The organism is Pseudomonas sp. TMW22080 (assembly GCF_022496745.1).
GTDB classification, from domain to species: domain Bacteria; phylum Pseudomonadota; class Gammaproteobacteria; order Pseudomonadales; family Pseudomonadaceae; genus Aquipseudomonas; species Aquipseudomonas bubulae.
On sequence record NZ_SCFF01000002.1, the window covers coordinates 490,196 to 505,943 of the forward strand.

The 15,748-nt window shown below is 60.4% G+C and carries 15 protein-coding genes; 5 read left to right on the forward strand and 10 right to left on the reverse strand.

Annotated elements, in window-relative coordinates; genetic code table 11:
* Nucleotides 1–93 precede the first annotated feature (93 nt).
* Both EQV96_RS08690 and EQV96_RS08695 read left to right on the forward strand, forming a co-directional pair.
* Nucleotides 94–1,362, forward strand: a complete 1,269-nt coding sequence (locus EQV96_RS08690; protein WP_240881739.1) for an MFS transporter — start codon at nt 94–96, stop codon at nt 1,360–1,362.
* A 598-nt stretch (nt 1,363–1,960) separates the two neighbouring features.
* Nucleotides 1,961–2,419 (forward strand): transposase, encoded by a 459-nt coding sequence (locus EQV96_RS08695; protein WP_153326841.1) that lies wholly within the window; start codon nt 1,961–1,963, stop codon nt 2,417–2,419.
* Nucleotides 2,420–2,445: 26 nt separating this feature from the next.
* Here the strand turns inward: EQV96_RS08695 and EQV96_RS08700 are convergent, their stop codons facing one another.
* The 9 genes from EQV96_RS08700 to EQV96_RS08740 form a co-directional block, all read right to left on the reverse strand.
* On the reverse strand, nt 2,446–2,697 hold the full coding sequence (locus EQV96_RS08700; protein WP_095001843.1) for a hypothetical protein: 252 nt from the start codon (nt 2,695–2,697) through the stop codon (nt 2,446–2,448).
* A gap of 84 nt (nt 2,698–2,781) precedes the next feature.
* Nucleotides 2,782–4,092: an MFS transporter gene (locus EQV96_RS08705; protein ID WP_095001842.1), complete on the reverse strand. Its 1,311-nt coding sequence runs from the start codon at nt 4,090–4,092 to the stop codon at nt 2,782–2,784.
* A gap of 36 nt (nt 4,093–4,128) precedes the next feature.
* Nucleotides 4,129–5,355: an L-fucose:H+ symporter permease gene (fucP, locus tag EQV96_RS08710; RefSeq protein WP_095001841.1), complete on the reverse strand. Its 1,227-nt coding sequence runs from the start codon at nt 5,353–5,355 to the stop codon at nt 4,129–4,131.
* Nucleotides 5,356–5,503: 148 nt separating this feature from the next.
* On the reverse strand, nt 5,504–5,845 hold the full coding sequence (locus EQV96_RS08715; protein ID WP_095038635.1) for an L-rhamnose mutarotase: 342 nt from the start codon (nt 5,843–5,845) through the stop codon (nt 5,504–5,506).
* The gene (locus EQV96_RS08720; RefSeq protein WP_095001839.1) at nt 5,842–6,618 is read right to left on the reverse strand and encodes an SDR family oxidoreductase; all 777 of its coding nucleotides are present in this window, start codon (nt 6,616–6,618) and stop codon (nt 5,842–5,844) included. Before EQV96_RS08720 ends, EQV96_RS08715 begins: the two co-directional genes overlap by 4 nt.
* Nucleotides 6,615–7,460, reverse strand: a complete 846-nt coding sequence (locus tag EQV96_RS08725; RefSeq protein ID WP_095019230.1) for an amidohydrolase family protein — start codon at nt 7,458–7,460, stop codon at nt 6,615–6,617. The genes EQV96_RS08720 and EQV96_RS08725 overlap by 4 nt, the downstream gene beginning before the upstream one ends.
* A 24-nt stretch (nt 7,461–7,484) precedes the next feature.
* Complete coding sequence (locus EQV96_RS08730) at nt 7,485–8,762, reverse strand: L-fuconate dehydratase (RefSeq protein WP_095019231.1); 1,278 nt, start codon at nt 8,760–8,762, stop codon at nt 7,485–7,487.
* 14 nt (nt 8,763–8,776) lie between these two features.
* Complete coding sequence (locus EQV96_RS08735) at nt 8,777–9,625, reverse strand: fumarylacetoacetate hydrolase family protein (protein ID WP_095021369.1); 849 nt, start codon at nt 9,623–9,625, stop codon at nt 8,777–8,779.
* A 153-nt stretch (nt 9,626–9,778) separates the two neighbouring features.
* Nucleotides 9,779–10,519 (reverse strand): SDR family oxidoreductase, encoded by a 741-nt coding sequence (locus EQV96_RS08740; protein WP_095019233.1) that lies wholly within the window; start codon nt 10,517–10,519, stop codon nt 9,779–9,781.
* A gap of 238 nt (nt 10,520–10,757) precedes the next feature.
* On the opposite strand from EQV96_RS08740, the gene EQV96_RS08745 reads away from it, so the two are divergent.
* Together EQV96_RS08745 and EQV96_RS08750 are read left to right on the forward strand one after the other, a co-directional pair.
* Nucleotides 10,758–11,519, forward strand: a complete 762-nt coding sequence (locus tag EQV96_RS08745; RefSeq protein ID WP_095001834.1) for a FadR/GntR family transcriptional regulator — start codon at nt 10,758–10,760, stop codon at nt 11,517–11,519.
* Nucleotides 11,520–11,639: 120 nt separating this feature from the next.
* A complete protein-coding gene (locus EQV96_RS08750) occupies nt 11,640–12,857 on the forward strand; it encodes an EAL domain-containing response regulator (protein WP_240881742.1) in 1,218 nt (405 codons plus the stop codon).
* On the opposite strand, the gene EQV96_RS08755 is transcribed toward EQV96_RS08750, so the two are convergent.
* Entirely contained in the window at nt 12,850–14,148 is a 1,299-nt protein-coding gene (locus EQV96_RS08755; RefSeq protein WP_218722814.1) for a histidine-type phosphatase, read from the reverse strand. The two genes, EQV96_RS08750 and EQV96_RS08755, sit on opposite strands and share 8 nt — an antisense overlap.
* 305 nt (nt 14,149–14,453) lie before the next feature.
* On the opposite strand from EQV96_RS08755, the gene EQV96_RS08760 reads away from it, so the two are divergent.
* Complete coding sequence (locus EQV96_RS08760) at nt 14,454–15,695, forward strand: glutamine synthetase family protein (RefSeq protein ID WP_165446524.1); 1,242 nt, start codon at nt 14,454–14,456, stop codon at nt 15,693–15,695.
* Nucleotides 15,696–15,748: the final 53 nt, after the last annotated feature.

Consider the following 15,748-nt stretch of genomic DNA (forward strand, 5'->3'; position numbering starts at 1 on the left):
GAATGATGTAATTGGGCACAGGCCAAACCGCCCTCTAAAGTGAGCGTCGCCCCACCTGTCGGGTAGGGGCGCAACCGCTCATGAGAGGCGCGTATGAGAACAATAAAAAGCTACAAGACGCTGACGATCTTCTTTCTGTTCCTGATTGGCGTGGTCAACTACCTTGACCGCAGCGCCTTATCCATCGCCAACACCACCATCCAGAAAGACCTGGCCATCAGCCCGATGCAAATGGGGGTGATGCTCTCGGCGTTCTCCATTGCCTACGCCTTTTCACAACTACCTCTTGGTGCCTTGATCGACAAGTTGGGCAGCAAGCTGGCACTGGGTGGATCGCTGGTGGTGTGGTCGGTTGCGCAGGCGGCCTTCGGCCTGTTCAGCAGCTATGGCCATCTGGTCGGCTTGCGGGTGTTGCTGGGGATAGGTGAGGCGCCGGTGTTTCCTTCGGCGGCCAAGGCATTGTCGGAGTGGTTCGATACCCAGGAGCGCGGTACGGCGACCGGCTGGGTGTGGTCTTCGACCTGTATCGGCCCGTGCCTGGCGCCGCCGTTGTTGACTGTTTTCATGGTACATCTGGGCTGGCGCGGGATGTTTATCCTTACCGGCGTGATGGGCCTGCTACTGGCGGTGTGCTGGTTCAAGTTCTACAAAAGCAAAGCGCAATACATGGCCGAGACAGGCCGTGCGGAACCGGTGCCGGTGCAACAGGTCAAGGCGGCGAAAGTGCGCTGGACCTCGTTGTTCAGGGATCGCAACACCTGGGGGGCGTTCCTCGGGTTTATGGGTGTGATTTACATGATCTGGCTCAATCTCACCTGGTTGCCCGGTTATTTTGAGCGTGAGCACGGTCTGGATCTGTATCGCACGGCCTGGGTGGTATCGCTGGCTTATTTGTTTGGCGCGTTGGGCACCATTGTGGCCGGTAAATGCTGTGATCGACTGGTGGCACGAGGCATGCGGGTATTGGCCAGCCGCAAGCTGATGGTGATTCTGGGGCTGCTGGGCGGGGCGCTGTTTACCCTGATTGTGGCCTTTACCACCAACGTGGTGGCGTGCGTGATCCTGCTGTGCCTGACCATGTTCTTTATCAACATCTCCAGTGCCACGGCGTGGATGATCGTCAACACCATTGTGCCGTCGGAGCGTGTGGCTTCGTTTGGCTCGATCCAGAACTTTGGCGGTTACCTGGCAGGTTCCATAGCGCCGATTCTGACTGGATTCAGCGTGCAGCAGAGCGGTTCGTTTTCCTCGGCATTTGTGATCAGTGCGGTGGTGGCGGCGTGTTCGGCCTTTGCCTACTTTGCGTTGCTCAAGGAGCCGCAGGCACCGGAAGCGCCCTTGGCCACCCTTGCTCCCGCCTGACTGAGCCCTTGTGGGGGCGGGCTTGCTCGCGATGGCATCCCCGGAGTGCGCCAGCCAGACCGCGTTGTTTGCATCGCAGGCAAGCCAGCTCCCACAGGTTTTGCGGTGCTCACAAAATCCGGGGTCAGCCGCGTACCTCTGTGGGAGCGGGCTTGCTCGCGATGGCATCCCCGGGGTGCGCCAGCCAGACCGCGTTGTGTGCATCGCAGGCAATCCAGCTCCCACAGGTTTTGCGGTGCTCACAAAATCCGGGGTCAACCGCGTACCTCTGTGGGAGCGGGCTTGCTCGCGATGGCATCCCCGGGGTGCGCCAGCCAGACCGCGTTGTGTGCATCGCAGGCAATCCAGCTCCCACAGTTTTTGCGGTGCTCACAAGATCCGGGGTCAACCGCGTACCTCTGTGGGAGCGGGCTTGCTCGCGATGGCATCCCCGGAGTGCGCCAGCCAGACCGCGTTGTGTGCATCGCAGGCAAGCCAGCTCCCACAGGTTTGCGGTGATCACAAAAAAGTCCCACGACATATCCCGTCAAACGATGCCCGTTGTGGCTGGCCCGCTACTGACTAACCTTTGAAATTCATCAACTCATAGAGTCAGGCCATGCCTTCTTTTTCTGCCTCCCACCGCCTGCGCCGTGGTCGTTACAGCGAGCAAAATCGCATTTATCTTCTGACCGCCAATACGCTTGGACGCCAACCGATTTTCCTGAACTGGCGTGTAGGCCGACGGGTGGTCGAACAGTTCAAGCGGGCACAAGAGCAGGGGCTGGCCACTTCGCTGGCATGGGTGGTGATGCCGGATCACTTTCATTGGCTGATCAGCCTTGATAAAGGCTCGCTGGATGAGTTGATGTGTCGCACAAAATCGTTGAGCACCCGCGCGATCAACCAGTCCACTGGGCAAACAGGCCGCCGTTGGCAGCAGGGCTACCACGACCATGCCTTGCGGCGTGATGAAGATATCAAGCAGATGGCCCGTTATGTGATTGCCAACCCGCTGCGCGCCGGGCTGGTCCAGCGGGTGGGGGACTACCCCTTGTGGTACGCAATCTGGGTTTGATCCCACAGGGGGATAGGTGTTTACCGTTACAACCACGACTCGGTAATGCGCCGGTCCAGTTCTTCCCAGTCAGCCATGCCCAGCACCCGGGTGGTGTTGAGGCCGCGCAGGTAGCCGCGCAGCTGTTGGGCACTGGCCTGGATGTCGGCAGTCGGAGTGTTTGCGCTGTGCAGCGTCTCTTCGTAGAGGCTCAGGTATTCGTTTACGCGGTCGCGGTACTCGGGCAGTACCGCTTCACGGATCAGGTCGAAGGTACGCAGTTTTTGATTGGTATTCACGGGTCACCCTTTGTGAGTTTACGGGCTGTTGTTTGTTACCCAATGTAGCTCACATGTGACCCGTGTTAATACCCACAGTGCCCCTCAGTGTGGTGTGGCTGCCGGGGCCGGGAGTTTGCCCGGATTGCCGCTCGCCCTCGCTGAGCGAATCAGCATCAATGCGCCCAGCAGCGCCGTGCCGGCCAGAAAGTACATGCCCGCGTGCGGGTTGTTGAAGTAGCCCTCGGCCCAGGTTTTGACCGTGGGTGCAAGAAAACCGCCCAGGTTGCCCAGGGCACCGATCACGGCAATCCCGCTGGCCGCCGCTGCACCACCCAGAAAGCGGGTAGGCAGTGTCCAGAACAACGGTTGCACGGTGATAAAACCGGCGGCAGCCACGCAGAACGCCATAATCACCAGCACCAGGTTGCCACTCAAGGTCGAGCCGATCATGCCCACTGCGGCCATTGCCAGCATCAATGCGGCATAGCGGGTTTGTTGGCCCTTGCGGTCAGCATGGCGTGTCACCAGGTACAGCATGCATACGGTGGCAATCCACGGAATGGAGGTCAGGGCGCCGACCTTAAGGCCAATGCCGGTACCCAGCAACTCGGCGATCCGCGTTGGCAGGTAGAACAGCACGCCATACACGCTGACCTGAATGGTGAAGTAGATCAGGGTGAAGTACAGCACCACCGGGTTGAACATTGCTGCACGCCACGACGACGGGCCTTTGTTGGCTTTTTGCAGTTGCTCTTTTTCCAGCTCGTGTTCGATCGCGGCCTTTTCTTCGGTGTTCAGCCACTTGGCATCCCGGGGTTTGTCGGTCAGGTAGAAGAACGCGAATACGCCAATGATCGAGGCCGCGAGGCCTTCGGTGACAAACATCCATTGCCAGCCGGTAAGGCCGAACTGCGCGCTTTCCAGCAACCATCCCGATACCGGGCCGCCCACCATCAACGACACCGGCACGCCAAAATAGTAAATGCCATAGGCCGAGCCACGCTGGTTCTGCGGGAACCAGTAGGTCAGGTACAACACCACCCCCGGCGACAGCCCGGCTTCGGCTACGCCCAGCAGAAACCGCAGGATATAGAAGCTGGTTTCGTCGTGGGCAAACATCATCGCCGCTGAGACCAGGCCCCAGGTCACCATGATCCGGCTCAGCCAGATGCGTGCGCCGATCTTGTGCAGCATCAGGTTGCTCGGTACTTCGAACACGGCATAGCCGATAAAGAAAATCCCCGCACCCAGGGCAAATGCCGCGTTGCTAAGGCCGGTATCCGCCTGCAGGGCGTGTTTGGCAAAGCCGATATTGGAACGATCGATGATCGCCATGGCGAACATCAGGGCGACAAAGGGCAGGATGCGCCAGCGGATCTTGCTCAGCGCCTGTTGCAGTGCGGGGTTGGTCATGGGGTGCTCCGTTATTGTTTTTGTGGAGTACAGCAATCAGATTTTTTTCAGGGCAGCACGGGCATAGGCAGCGACGATCACAAAACAGCCCATTGGCAACAGATAGGCCACGGCCGTGGAGGAGTGGTCGGCCACCAGGCCCATCACATAGGGCAGCAGCGCGCCGCCAACAATGGCCATGATCATGAACGAGCTGCCGCGCTTGGTATGTGGACCGAGGTTTTTCACGCCCATGGCAAACAGGGTGGGGAACATGATCGACATAAAGAAGAACGTCGCCACCAGCGCGACCACCGATACACCTTCAAACCCCAGCACCACCACCGCACACAGCGCCACGTTGATCAGCGCATAGATCAGCAGCAGGCGCTGGGCATTGACCCTGCCCATCAGCCAGGTGCTGAAAAAGCGTCCGAACATAAAGCTGAGCATGGCCACCGAAAGCAGATACGCGGCTTGCTGGCTGCTCATCTGCGCCCAGTGCTCGGTGACGTAGTTGATAAAAAACGCCCCCACGCCAACTTGTGCTCCCACATAAAAGAACTGGGTGATAACCCCCGTGACGAATTCGCGGTGTTGCCACAGGCCTTTGTGGTCGTGCTGCGCAACTTGCACTTCCTGCTCGCGCAGGTCGGGCAGCGCAGTGCGGGCGATAAGGATGGCCACCAGCAACACCAGTGCGGCAATCACCAGATAGGTCATTTGCAGCGATTGTGTGGTGTCGGTGCTGTTGGCACCGCTGAAGAACAGTGCGCCGCCAATCAAGGGGCCGAAAAACTGCCCCAGGCCGTTGAACGACTGCGCCAGGTTCAGGCGGCGCTCGGCACCGGCGGGTTCACCCAGCACCGTGGCGTAGGGGTTGGCGGCGGTTTCCAGGCAGCCCAGGCCGCAGGCAATCACAAACAGGGCGAACAGGAAAAACTGAAAACTCTGCGCCGCAGCGGCGGGCATAAACAGCAGGGCGCCAGTGGCGTAGAGGCACAGGCCCAGCAGGATGCCGGCCTTGTAGCCGTACCTGTCCATCAGCAAACCGGCGGGCAGGGCGATCAGAAAATACGCGCCAAAGTAGGCGCTTTGCAGCAGGCCCGACTGCGCCTTGCTGACGTGCAGGGTTTCCTGGAAGTGCTTGTTGAGCACATCGAGCAAGCCATAGGACAGGCCCCAGAGAAAGAACAGGCAGGTGACCAGGATCAGTGCCCGGCGATAGGACGTGACCGCCCGGGTAAAGGACGGCGCTGCGACGTTCGGGTGCTTGAGTGACATGACGCATCTCCTTTTTATTGTTGTGAGTTCGGCGTTGTGGTTTGCGTGGATCTACACCCTGTGGGAGCGAGCCTGCTCGCGATGCAGGCGGCTCGGTTTGCCTGACCACCGCGGTGATGCCATCGCGAGCAGGCTCGCTCCCACAGGGTCAGGGAGAATCTTTCAGGCTAAAAATCTGTGCCATTGGCGCCCATTTTTCACCGGGCTTTGTCCAGGGTGTAGGCTGCTGAAAACGCCACATCAGCGCTTCCCATTCCTGCACCTTGGGGTCGCTGGCGCCAGCCAGGACAAAAGCTTCGGCACTGAACTCGGGGGCTGTGTCCATGACCATGAACAGCCGCGTGCCCAGGCGCCATATCTGCATGTCGAGCACGCCATGCCCGCGCAAATGGGCGCTGATCTGCGGCCAGATGTTCTGGTGCAAGCGCTCATACTCGGCAATCAGCGCCGGGTCGTCCTTAAGGTCCAGCGCCAGGCATTGGCGGTTCATGTCAGCGCCCGGTCCAGGTGGGTGTAGCCACCGTCCACCACCAGCCATTGCCCGGTGGTGTGGGAGGCGCGCGGGGAGAGCAAAAACAGCACGCTGTCGGCGATTTCTGCGGCCGTGGTCATGCGCCGGCCCAGGGGAATTTTTTCAACAATGCTCGCCAGCTTGGCTTGCGGGTCGGCGAAGGTGTCGATCCAGCGCTCGTACAAGGGGGTCATGACTTCGGCCGGGATCACCGCATTGACCCGGATCCCGTCAGCCAGCAATGAAGTGGCCCATTCGCGGGTCAACGACAGTTGCGCGCCCTTGGCGGCGGTGTAGCCGCTGGTCCCGCCTTGCCCGGTGAGGGCCGTCTTGGAGCTGATATTGACGATGGCACCGCGGCTGGCCTTGAGCGCATCGACGCACAGATGGGTCATGAGATAATAATGGATGAGGTTTTTTTCCAGTGACTCGACAAAGGCCGAGCGCCCGGCTTCAAGGCCAACGCCATCGTTGACCCCGGCGTTATTGACCAGCCCGTCAATGCGCCCGAAGCGTTGCAGCACGCTGGCGACTGCCGCGCGGCAGGCGTCTTCGTCGCGCAGTTCGACCTGCACAAACAGGCTCTGCGCCCCGCGCTGATCCAATTGCCGGGCCAGCTCATCGGACAGCGGGCTGTGGCCGAAAATCACCGGGATCGCACCTTCGTCAGCCAGCCCCAGGGTGATGGCTGCGCCGATCCCCGAGCCGCCGCCGGTCACGATAAACACCTTGTCTTGCAGATGCAGATTCATTGCGTCACTCCCTCTATGTTGTAGACGCGGCACGCCGTACCACCCCAGATGGCCGCGTGCTCTGACACGCTGGCGACCAGGGTGTGAGTGGCCTCGTAGTCGCTGGCCAACAGGCACACCGGCCAGTCGGAACCGAACATCAGGCGCTCGGGGCCAAACAGTTCCAGTGCCATGTGCAAATAGGGCGTCAGTTGTGCGCTGGACCAGTCCTGCCAATGGGCTTCGGTGATCAGCCCTGACAACTTGCAGCTGACGTGGGGCAGGGCCGCCAACGGTGCCAGTTGGCTGGCCCAGGTTTTCAAGTCCCCGGCCTGGATATCGGGTTTGCCCAGGTGGTCGAGTACCAGATGGTGCTGGTCATGCTGCTGGCACAGTTCGGTGACCGTGCGCAGATCCCGGGCCTTGACCAGCACTTCGTAGACCAGCCCCTGGCGTTGCAAGGTATGCAAGCCCCGGCTGAACCCCGGATTTTGGATAAACTGGGCGAGCGAGGGTTCGTCCTGCAACTGATGACGAAAGCCACGCAAAACCGGCGCTTGCGCCCAGCGCTCAAGCGATTGCTCAAGGTCGCGGGCACACAGGTCGACCCAGCCCACCACGGCGCGAATCCACGGGTAGCGCTGCGCCAGTTGCAACAGTTGATCGGTTTCACTGGCACAGGCGCGGGCCTGCACGGCGATGCAACCGTCGAATCCGCCAGCATCGAGCAAGGGCCGCAGATCATCGGGGGTAAAGTCCTGGCGCAAACCGCTCATGTCGCGACCTATCCACGGATAGGCCGCGGCGTCATAGCGCCAGAAGTGCTGGTGTGCATCCAGTCGTAGTGAGTGTGGGGACGACATTATTGTTGTACTCCGTCCGTTTGCTTAGCCCCGGTAGCGGTACTGCTCGCGGGAGGCGGCCTTCATCTGGATCGAGAAGCCCGGAGCCTGTGGTGGCATATAGGCCGCGTTGCGGATCACGCAGGGGTCTTCGAAGTGCTCGTGCAGATGGTCGACAAATTCCACCACCCGGCCTTCGTGAGTCCCGGCGATGCACAGGTAGTCGATCATCGACAGGTGCTGCACGTACTCGCACAGACCAACGCCGCCTGCGTGCGGACATACCGGCAGGTTGTACTTGGCGGCCATCAGCATCACGGCCAGCACTTCATTGACCCCGCCCAGGCGGCAGGCGTCGATCTGCACCACGTCAATGGCTTCACGCATGATCAGTTGCTTGAACACGATACGGTTCTGGCACATTTCGCCGGTCGCTACCTTGACCGGGCTGACACCCAGGCGGATTTTTCGATGACCTTCGACGTCGTCCGGGCTGGTGGGCTCTTCGATAAACCACGGGTTGGCGAATGACAGTTCGCGCACCCAGTCGATGGCCGCGTCCACTTCCCATACCTGATTGGCATCGATCATCAGCTTGCGATCCGGGCCCAGTACTTCCCGGGCGATACGCACGCGGCGGATATCGTCCTGCAGGTCGTGGCCGACCTTCAATTTGACGTGAGAGAAGCCCGCATCCACCGCTTCCTGACACAGCCTGCGCAGCTTGTCGTCGGCATAGCCCAGCCAGCCGGCGGAGGTGGTGTAGCAGGGGTAGCCCTCAGCCTCGAGCAAGGCCAGTCGCTCGGCCTTGCCATTGGCGCGTTCGCGCAGCAGGGTCAGAGCTTCTGCCGGGGTGATGCAGTCGGTGATATAACGAAAGTCGATACAGCGCACCAGTTCTTCGGGGCTCATGTCTGCCACCAGACGCCACACCGGCTTGCCTTCGGCCTTGGCCCACAGGTCCCAGGCGGCGTTGACCACCGCACCGGTGGCCAGGTGGATGGCGCCCTTGTCCGGGCCGATCCAGCGCAACTGGCTGTCGCTGGTCACGTGGTGCCAGAAACGGCCCATGTCTTCGGCGATCCACTCCAGCTTCAAACCCACCAGCAGGCTGGCCAGGGCCTTGATCGAGGCACAGCAGATTTCGTTGCCGCGGCCGATGGTGAAGGTCAGGCCATGGCCTTCAAGGCCGGGGGTGTCGGTTTCGAGGATGACATAGGCCGCCGAGTAGTCAGGGTCCGGGTTCATCGCGTCAGAACCGTCGAGGGATTGCGAGGTGGGGAAGCGGATGTCTTCAACCCGTACGGCAGTAATTGTGGTCATGGTATGGCTCCCTGTCAGTCGGCGTTCACGGTGCGTTGCTGTTGTTCGCCCAGCCCGCTGATGCCCAGGCGCATGGTCTGGCCGGCACGCAGGTAGACAGGCTCGGGTTTGATACCCAGGCCGACGCCTGGCGGGGTGCCGGTGGAAATCACATCCCCCGGTTGCAGGCTCATGAACTGGCTGAGGTAGCTGATGATTTTCGGGATCTGGAAGATCATCGTGCGGGTGTTGCCGTTCTGGTAGCGCTGGCCATCCACTTCCAGCCACAGGTCGAGCTGGTGCGGATCGGCGATTTCGTCGCGGGTCACCAGCCACGGGCCCAGCGGGCCGAAAGTGTCGCAGCCTTTACCTTTGTCCCAGGTACCGCCCAGCTCCAGCTGGAACTCGCGCTCGGAGACGTCGTTGATCACGCAGTAACCGGCCACGTGTTCCATGGCCTGGTTTTCGCTGATATAGCGTCCGCCTTTACCGATCACCACACCCAGCTCGACTTCCCAGTCGGTTTTGCGCGAATTGCGCGGGATTTCGACGTTGTCGTTGGGGCCGACGATGGCGCTGGTCCATTTGCTGAACACCACCGGTTCGGCGGGGATTGCGGCACCGGTTTCGGCAGCATGGTCGGCGTAGTTCAGGCCGATGCAGATAAATTTTCCGACCTGGCCGACGCAGGCGCCGATACGGGGGGAGCCCTCAACCAGTGGCAGGGTGGACGGGTCGATATCTTGCAGGCGGGCAATGCTTTCGGGGCTCAGGGTCTGGCCTGCGATATCCGCGACCACTGCCGACAAATCGCGCAGTTGGCCGTCGTTGTCGAGCAGGGCGGGACGCTCCTGGCCTTTTTCACCGTAACGCAGCAGTTTCATAAACAATCCTTTTTGGGGGAGGGGCAGGGCCCAGTGGGAGCAGGCTTGTTGCGGGAGCGGGCTTGCTGGCGATGGCATCAGCGCGATTTGCCTGATACAGCGCAGCGATCCAATCGCGAGCAAGCCCGCTCCCACAAGGTCAAAAGCTTGCGGCTAGTTACTCCAGCCGCCATCAATGATTTGTGCCGTGCCGGTGGTAAAGCCGCTGGCACTTGAGCCCAGGTACAGCGCCAACTGGGCGATTTCCTCGGCGGTGCCAATGCGGCCCATGGGCTGGCGCGCGGCAAAGGCGGCATACACCTCGTCCACGCTGCGGCCTTCGCGCTCGGCCTGTTCGCGAATACGCTGGCGCAGGGAAGGGGAGTCGACGGTGCCGGGGCAGATGGCGTTGCAGCGGATGTTCTGGCTCACAAAGTCAGCCGCTACAGAACGGGTCAGGCCAATCACCGCGCCTTTGCTGGCGCAGTAGGCAAAACGGTTGGGCACGCCTTTGACGCTGGAGGCGACCGAGGCCATGTTGATGATCGAGCCGCCGCCGCTGCCCAGCATGCCCGGCAAAAAAGCGCGGATCATGCGGTACATGGCTGTCACGTTGAGGTCCAGGGCGAAGTTCCAGTCCTTTTCTTCGCATTCCAGGATAGTGCCGCTGTGCACCACGCCCGCGCAGTTGAACAGCACATCCAGTGGGCCCAGCTGTTTGGCCAGGCGCTCGATGGCAGCAGCATCGGTGACGTCCAGAACATGTTTGTGCGCGCCCTCAAGGGCGTCGAGGGCGCCGGCATTGATATCGGCGGCGAAGACTTCGGCACCGGCGGCGAGGTATGCCTGGACGGTGGCCTGGCCAATCCCCTGCGCAGCGGCAGTGATCAGCACACGTTTGCCGGAAAGATCCATGGGTGCTCCGTTACGATGTCATTGTTTTTATAGTTGGCCCAATGGTCAGGCCATTGGGGGCGTAGCAAATGGCAAAACGACACAAGTACAAGGATAAGGTTTGCTATGATCGCTTTACGATATCCATCCAATGGTCAGGCCATTGGGCCTTTTGTAGCATGCACCTCAAGCTTCAACAAGCGTCTTTTTCAGCTCCAAGTGCTTGTCGAATGCTGTCCAAACCAGAGCTTATTTCCTGATGCCATTTCAAGTTATTGATAACCAACGGCTTTATCGGCAAATCGCTGATCAGCTACGCGCCTTGATCGACAGCGGTGAATTTCCGCCGGGCAGCCGTTTGCCAGCCGAGCGTGAACTGGCCAAGTTGCTGGGTGTAAGTCGTGCCTCGGTACGTGAGGCGATGATTGCGCTTGAAGTGATAGGGCTGGTGGATGTACGCGTCGGTAACGGGGTACTGGTCTGTGAGCCGCCGGTGCAGGCGGTGTCAGATGAACCGGTTATGGCCCAGGCTACGCGCAACCAGTGGAAAGAACTGGACCCCGAGCTGAACCTTGAAATCGACTTCAATGCCGAAATTCCACCGTTCGCGCTGTTGCAGGCCCGTCGCCTGATTGAGCCCGAAGCGGCGGCGCTGGCGGCGATCAATGCCAGTGACGAGGAGTTGGCGGGCATCCGCGAAGCTTTTGAACGCAACGTTCAGGACAACCGCGAAGGGTCCCACACCCACCCCGGCGATCGTCTGTTCCATATCCGCATTGCCCAGGCCTCGGACAACCCGGCCTATGCCCTGATGATCCAGCATCTATTGGGCCATCGTTACGGCAGCATGTTCCAGCGCCTGCAAAACCACTACACCCCACAGGATATGACCCATCGCTCGGAAGATGAGCACCGCCGTATCCTGCTGGCGCTCGAGCAGCACGATGCGCCCGCCGCACGGCAGGCAATGGCCGAGCACCTGGATGAAGTGATCCGTATATTCAGTCGCAGCGCGCGCTGACATTCAATCGCCAGTCGGGAGGGTTGGCATTAGTCCTACATTTATTGGGACTTTTCCTAGGTAAAAATCTTTCAGCATTCGAGATGATTGACCTACACCGTTTCTCGATGGTTCATCTTAATGCCTGGAAATCCACTGCGTGTCCTGATCCTGGAAGATGACAGTTTCCAGCGTGCCGTCGCGGTAAGCATGTTTCGCTCCCTGGGTTGCCATGACGTGTTTGAGGCCAGTGACGGCAGCCAGGCGTTGACGGTTCTTCAGCAAGTGGGGCCGGTGGATATCGCCGTGTGCGATTTGCAGATGGATGGCATGGACGGCCTGGCGTTTTTGCGTCGCGTGTGCAGGACGGGGCAAGTCCGGTCGATTATTGTCAGCAGTGCGCTGTCGGCCGATTTGCGTTGTGCTGCGCATCAGCTCATTGCCCTGTTGGGGCTCGAGTTGCTTGGCGATGCCGGCAAACCGTTGTATGCCGCTGTGCTGCAACCTCTGTTACTCAAGTATCAAAGCAGTATCTGCACGCTCGGACCTGTACCGGGCAGCACGCTGTCACTGGCTTGCGAGGACGAAGTGCGTCAGGCTCTGGCCCTGCAGCAATTGCAGGCCTGGTATCAACCCAAGTTCAATCTGCAAACCGGCGATGTGACCGGAGTCGAAGTGCTTTGCCGTTGGCTGCACCCCGATAAGGGCGTGCTACCACCGGCGGTATTTATCCCGGTGCTGGAGCGCTGCGGCTTGATGGACGAGTTGCTGTTTGCCCAACTCGATCAGGCGTTGAGCCTGCAAGAGCAAGCACGGACCCGGGGTTATCCCTTGAACATGGCGTTCAACCTGCAAGCGTCGCAACTGGCTAACAGTCAGCTGACTTATACCCTAAAGGGGGTTCTGACCCGTCATGTCACGCCGGGCTCCAGGTTGACATTCGAATTGACTGAAACCGGTTTGCTGCAAGCTCCGGTCGCCAGCCTGGAGAATCTGGTGCGCCTGCGCATGATGGGCTGCCGGTTATCAATTGACGATTTTGGTGCCGGTTTTTCGTCATTGCAGCGGCTGTGCCAGTTGCCATTCACCGAAATCAAGCTGGACGGTGAATTTGTGGGCAACCTGGAGCATGAACCGCGTTGCGCCGCCGTGATCGCCAGCACCCTGGCCCTGGGTAAAGCCTTGGGTATGTCGGTGGTTATTGAAGGGATTGAAACCGAGGCACAGTCCCAGCGTTTGCTGGCCATGGGCTGTGTTGAAGGGCAGGGTTACTGGTTTGCGCGGCCCATGAGCGGGCAGGACTTGCTGTGCTGGTTGCAGCAACGTGAAGCAAGCCCTGCCTTGACCACAACTAGTTGAAGGTGTAGGGCGTCAGCGCGGTGGGGTCGATGTTCTGCTCGACTTTGACCATCGCATCCTTGAGCGGGCAGAGCAGGCCTGCGCTGGTTTTGCGGCAGTCACCGGCGCTTTGGAAATCGCTCCTGAGGGGTTTTTGCGTGTCGGTCAGTTGGGTCAGGTTACGAATCTGATCCATTGACTGGGCCTCAAAGGCGATGCGCAAAAAGTACTCGCCGGTTTTGACTTCCTTGTAACGTTCGAACTGCAACGTACCCACGGGCGGGATGTTGTTGGCGATGTAATCTCCCTGCTTCCAGCCGAAGCCGAGCATGGTGCGCAGGTAAGAGATATTGGTGTCGTGAGCCACCAGCAGCATCAGCGGTACATCGGGCGGGCTATCCGGCGCGTCTTTCTGTTCCAGCGGGGTGCCCTGCTTGAGTTCCAGGGCAATCTGGTTCATCAGCTCGGAAGCGCCGCGGCTGGCGATATAGGGGATGTCGTTGAGGTAGTCGTACTTGGCCTTGGTCAGCACCATCAGGCTGGATACCTCGGCGGCGGTGCGGCCGTTGCCGAAGGCGACCTTGTCCAGTGGCAGGCCCTGGCTATATTCCAGACGGAACACTTCGCCCATATTGGCACCTGCGCTCAGGCCCTTGATCGCGAAACGGCCCTTGGCGTTTTGTTCCAGTGTCCAGTCCTGTTTGCCATACGGGCAATCGGTGGCAGGCAGGCAGACGACCTCCCTGAGTTTTTCTTCAAAGGGTTTGTAGCGTGCCTGTGCGGCTTCGACGCTGCCGCCCAGAGCCTTGAGGATTTCAGCTTTGGCCTTGGCCGGATCGAGCGCGGCAAAGGGCATTTCATTGGCCTGGAACAGGGCATCCTGCTTGCCGTGGACATAGCCCGGTTGCAGGCCGCAGCCGGGGAACATGCCATCGAGCAAGGCCTGGGCCGTGGCCTTGGTGCGTTGCAGGGGGCTGGCGTGTACCAGCAACTGGCTGGCATCCGGGCAGCCCCGGGGGATCAGCCCGGCGTCGCGCAGCACTTCACCACGGTAGCGGCCCATTTCCACCGCGCCGGTATAGCCGTGGCCGGTCAGGTTACCGAAGGGCACCAGCCAGGTTGGCCATTTGCGCTGGGTGACCGAGGTCAGCAGTTTTTCATTGGATTCGGTAGGCGGGCGCACTCCATGGCGGCTGACCTGCACGACTTTATCCAGCACATAGCCATCGCTGCTGGGTATCTGGGCCAAGGCTGCGGGGCTGAACAGGCTGGCCAGCAACAGGCCGGTATAAAGCGGGGGCAGCGTCTTCATCGATCTTCCTTTGGGTCTTCCTGACACAGTGGGCGAAGAGTCTAGTCGGCAAATAAGACAAACGCCGAGCTCCGTAGCAGTTGCCGAAGGAAGGTTCACTGTTTTCGCGAGATTTGTGCGGTGCTCGCTTGAAATTCCGAACAGGCAGTGCGTATTTTGTAGCCATTGCCCTGCGCGGCCTGCTTAACAACAAGGATAGTGGCATGAATAGCGATGGCCAGGGTTTGCTCGCACAGCGATTGGCGGGTATTGATGAGATTGAATGCGTCACCCCCGACCTCAATGGCGTGCCCCGTGGCAAGGTGATGACTGCTGCGGGGTTTATAGAAGGGCGGCGCTTGCAGATGGCCCGTGGCGTGCTGCTGCAATGCATCATGGGTGGCTACCCGGAGTCACGCTTTTATGGCGGCGAGGACGGTGATCTTGCCTTGGTGCCAGACCTCACCCAGCTTCATCGCCTGCCCTGGAGCCAGCCAACCCGTGCCCTGGCCATTTGCGATGCCGATGAGCTCAGCGGTGAAAGCTCGCGTCTGTCGACCCGTGGCCAGTTGAAAGCGGTGATCGCCCGCTACGCGGCGCGGGGACTGGCGCCGGTGGTAGCGACCGAGCTGGAGTTCTTTGTGTTTGCGCACAACCCCGATCCGGCCCAGCCGTTCCGCCCGCCCGTGGGCCTGGACGGGCGCCGTGAAGACGGATTTTCGGCGTTCAGCATCAGCTCCAACAACGGCTTGCGGCCTTTTTTCAATGAGGTGTACCTGTGCATGGCGGCACTGGGCTTGCCCCGTGACACCTTTATGCACGAGATGGGCGTCAGCCAGTTCGAGATCAACCTGCTGCACGGTGATCCGATGCTGCTGGCCGACCAGACTTTTCTGTTCAAGCACCTGCTCAAGGAAGTTGCCCTCAAGCATGGCCTTAACGTGGTGTGCATGGCCAAGCCGCTGGCGCACACGGCCGGCAGTTCGATGCATATTCACCAGAGCGTGGTCGAGGCGGCCAGCGGGCGAAACGTGTTCAGCGACGAAGCGGGGCAGCCGACAGCCACCTTCCGCCATTTTATCGGCGGGCAGCAGGCGGGCATGGCGGACTTTACCGCGTTGTTTGCGCCGAACGTAAATTCCTATCAGCGCTTGTTCCACCCCTATGCGTCGCCGAACAACGCGTGCTGGTCCCATGACAACCGGAGTGCGGGTTTACGCATTCCAGCCAGCTCACCTGCGGCGCGGCGGGTTGAAAACCGTTTGCCGGGGGCGGACGCCAACCCCTACCTGGCAATTGCCGCCAGCCTCGCGGCAGGGTTATATGGCATCGAGCGTGGGCTTGAACCGAGTGCTGCGATCCAGGGTGAGTTCCAGGTGCCCGAGGCGCTGACATTGCCCTGCACCTTGCACGCGGCACTGGCACGCCTGGCCCGTAGTGAAATGGCGATTGAACTGTTCGGCACTGAGTTCATCGAAGGTTACGTTGCGTCCAAGACGCTGGAACTGACCAGCTTCCATGACGAAATCACGCCCTGGGAACGTCGCGTTCTGGCGGCTCAGGCTTGACCGTTTAAATCTGTGGCGCCGGGCCTGTTCCCGGTGGCAGACACAAGGAGCCG

Bases quoted from the DNA above. Each gene is read 5' to 3' on its own strand.
- EQV96_RS08690 (WP_240881739.1), top strand. From the start codon at position 94: ATGAGAACAATAAAAAGCTACAAGACGCTGACGATCTTCTTTCTGTTC.
- EQV96_RS08695 (WP_153326841.1), top strand. From the start codon at position 1,961: ATGCCTTCTTTTTCTGCCTCCCACCGCCTGCGCCGTGGTCGTTACAGC.
- EQV96_RS08705 (WP_095001842.1), bottom strand. From the start codon at position 4,092: ATGACCAACCCCGCACTGCAACAGGCGCTGAGCAAGATCCGCTGGCGC.
- fucP (WP_095001841.1), bottom strand. From the start codon at position 5,355: ATGTCACTCAAGCACCCGAACGTCGCAGCGCCGTCCTTTACCCGGGCG.
- EQV96_RS08715 (WP_095038635.1), bottom strand. From the start codon at position 5,845: ATGAACCGCCAATGCCTGGCGCTGGACCTTAAGGACGACCCGGCGCTG.
- EQV96_RS08720 (WP_095001839.1), bottom strand. From the start codon at position 6,618: ATGAATCTGCATCTGCAAGACAAGGTGTTTATCGTGACCGGCGGCGGC.
- EQV96_RS08725 (WP_095019230.1), bottom strand. From the start codon at position 7,460: ATGTCGTCCCCACACTCACTACGACTGGATGCACACCAGCACTTCTGG.
- EQV96_RS08730 (WP_095019231.1), bottom strand. From the start codon at position 8,762: ATGACCACAATTACTGCCGTACGGGTTGAAGACATCCGCTTCCCCACC.
- EQV96_RS08735 (WP_095021369.1), bottom strand. From the start codon at position 9,625: ATGAAACTGCTGCGTTACGGTGAAAAAGGCCAGGAGCGTCCCGCCCTG.
- EQV96_RS08740 (WP_095019233.1), bottom strand. From the start codon at position 10,519: ATGGATCTTTCCGGCAAACGTGTGCTGATCACTGCCGCTGCGCAGGGG.
- EQV96_RS08745 (WP_095001834.1), top strand. From the start codon at position 10,758: ATGCCATTTCAAGTTATTGATAACCAACGGCTTTATCGGCAAATCGCT.
- EQV96_RS08750 (WP_240881742.1), top strand. From the start codon at position 11,640: ATGCCTGGAAATCCACTGCGTGTCCTGATCCTGGAAGATGACAGTTTC.
- EQV96_RS08755 (WP_218722814.1), bottom strand. From the start codon at position 14,148: ATGAAGACGCTGCCCCCGCTTTATACCGGCCTGTTGCTGGCCAGCCTG.
- EQV96_RS08760 (WP_165446524.1), top strand. From the start codon at position 14,454: ATGACTGCTGCGGGGTTTATAGAAGGGCGGCGCTTGCAGATGGCCCGT.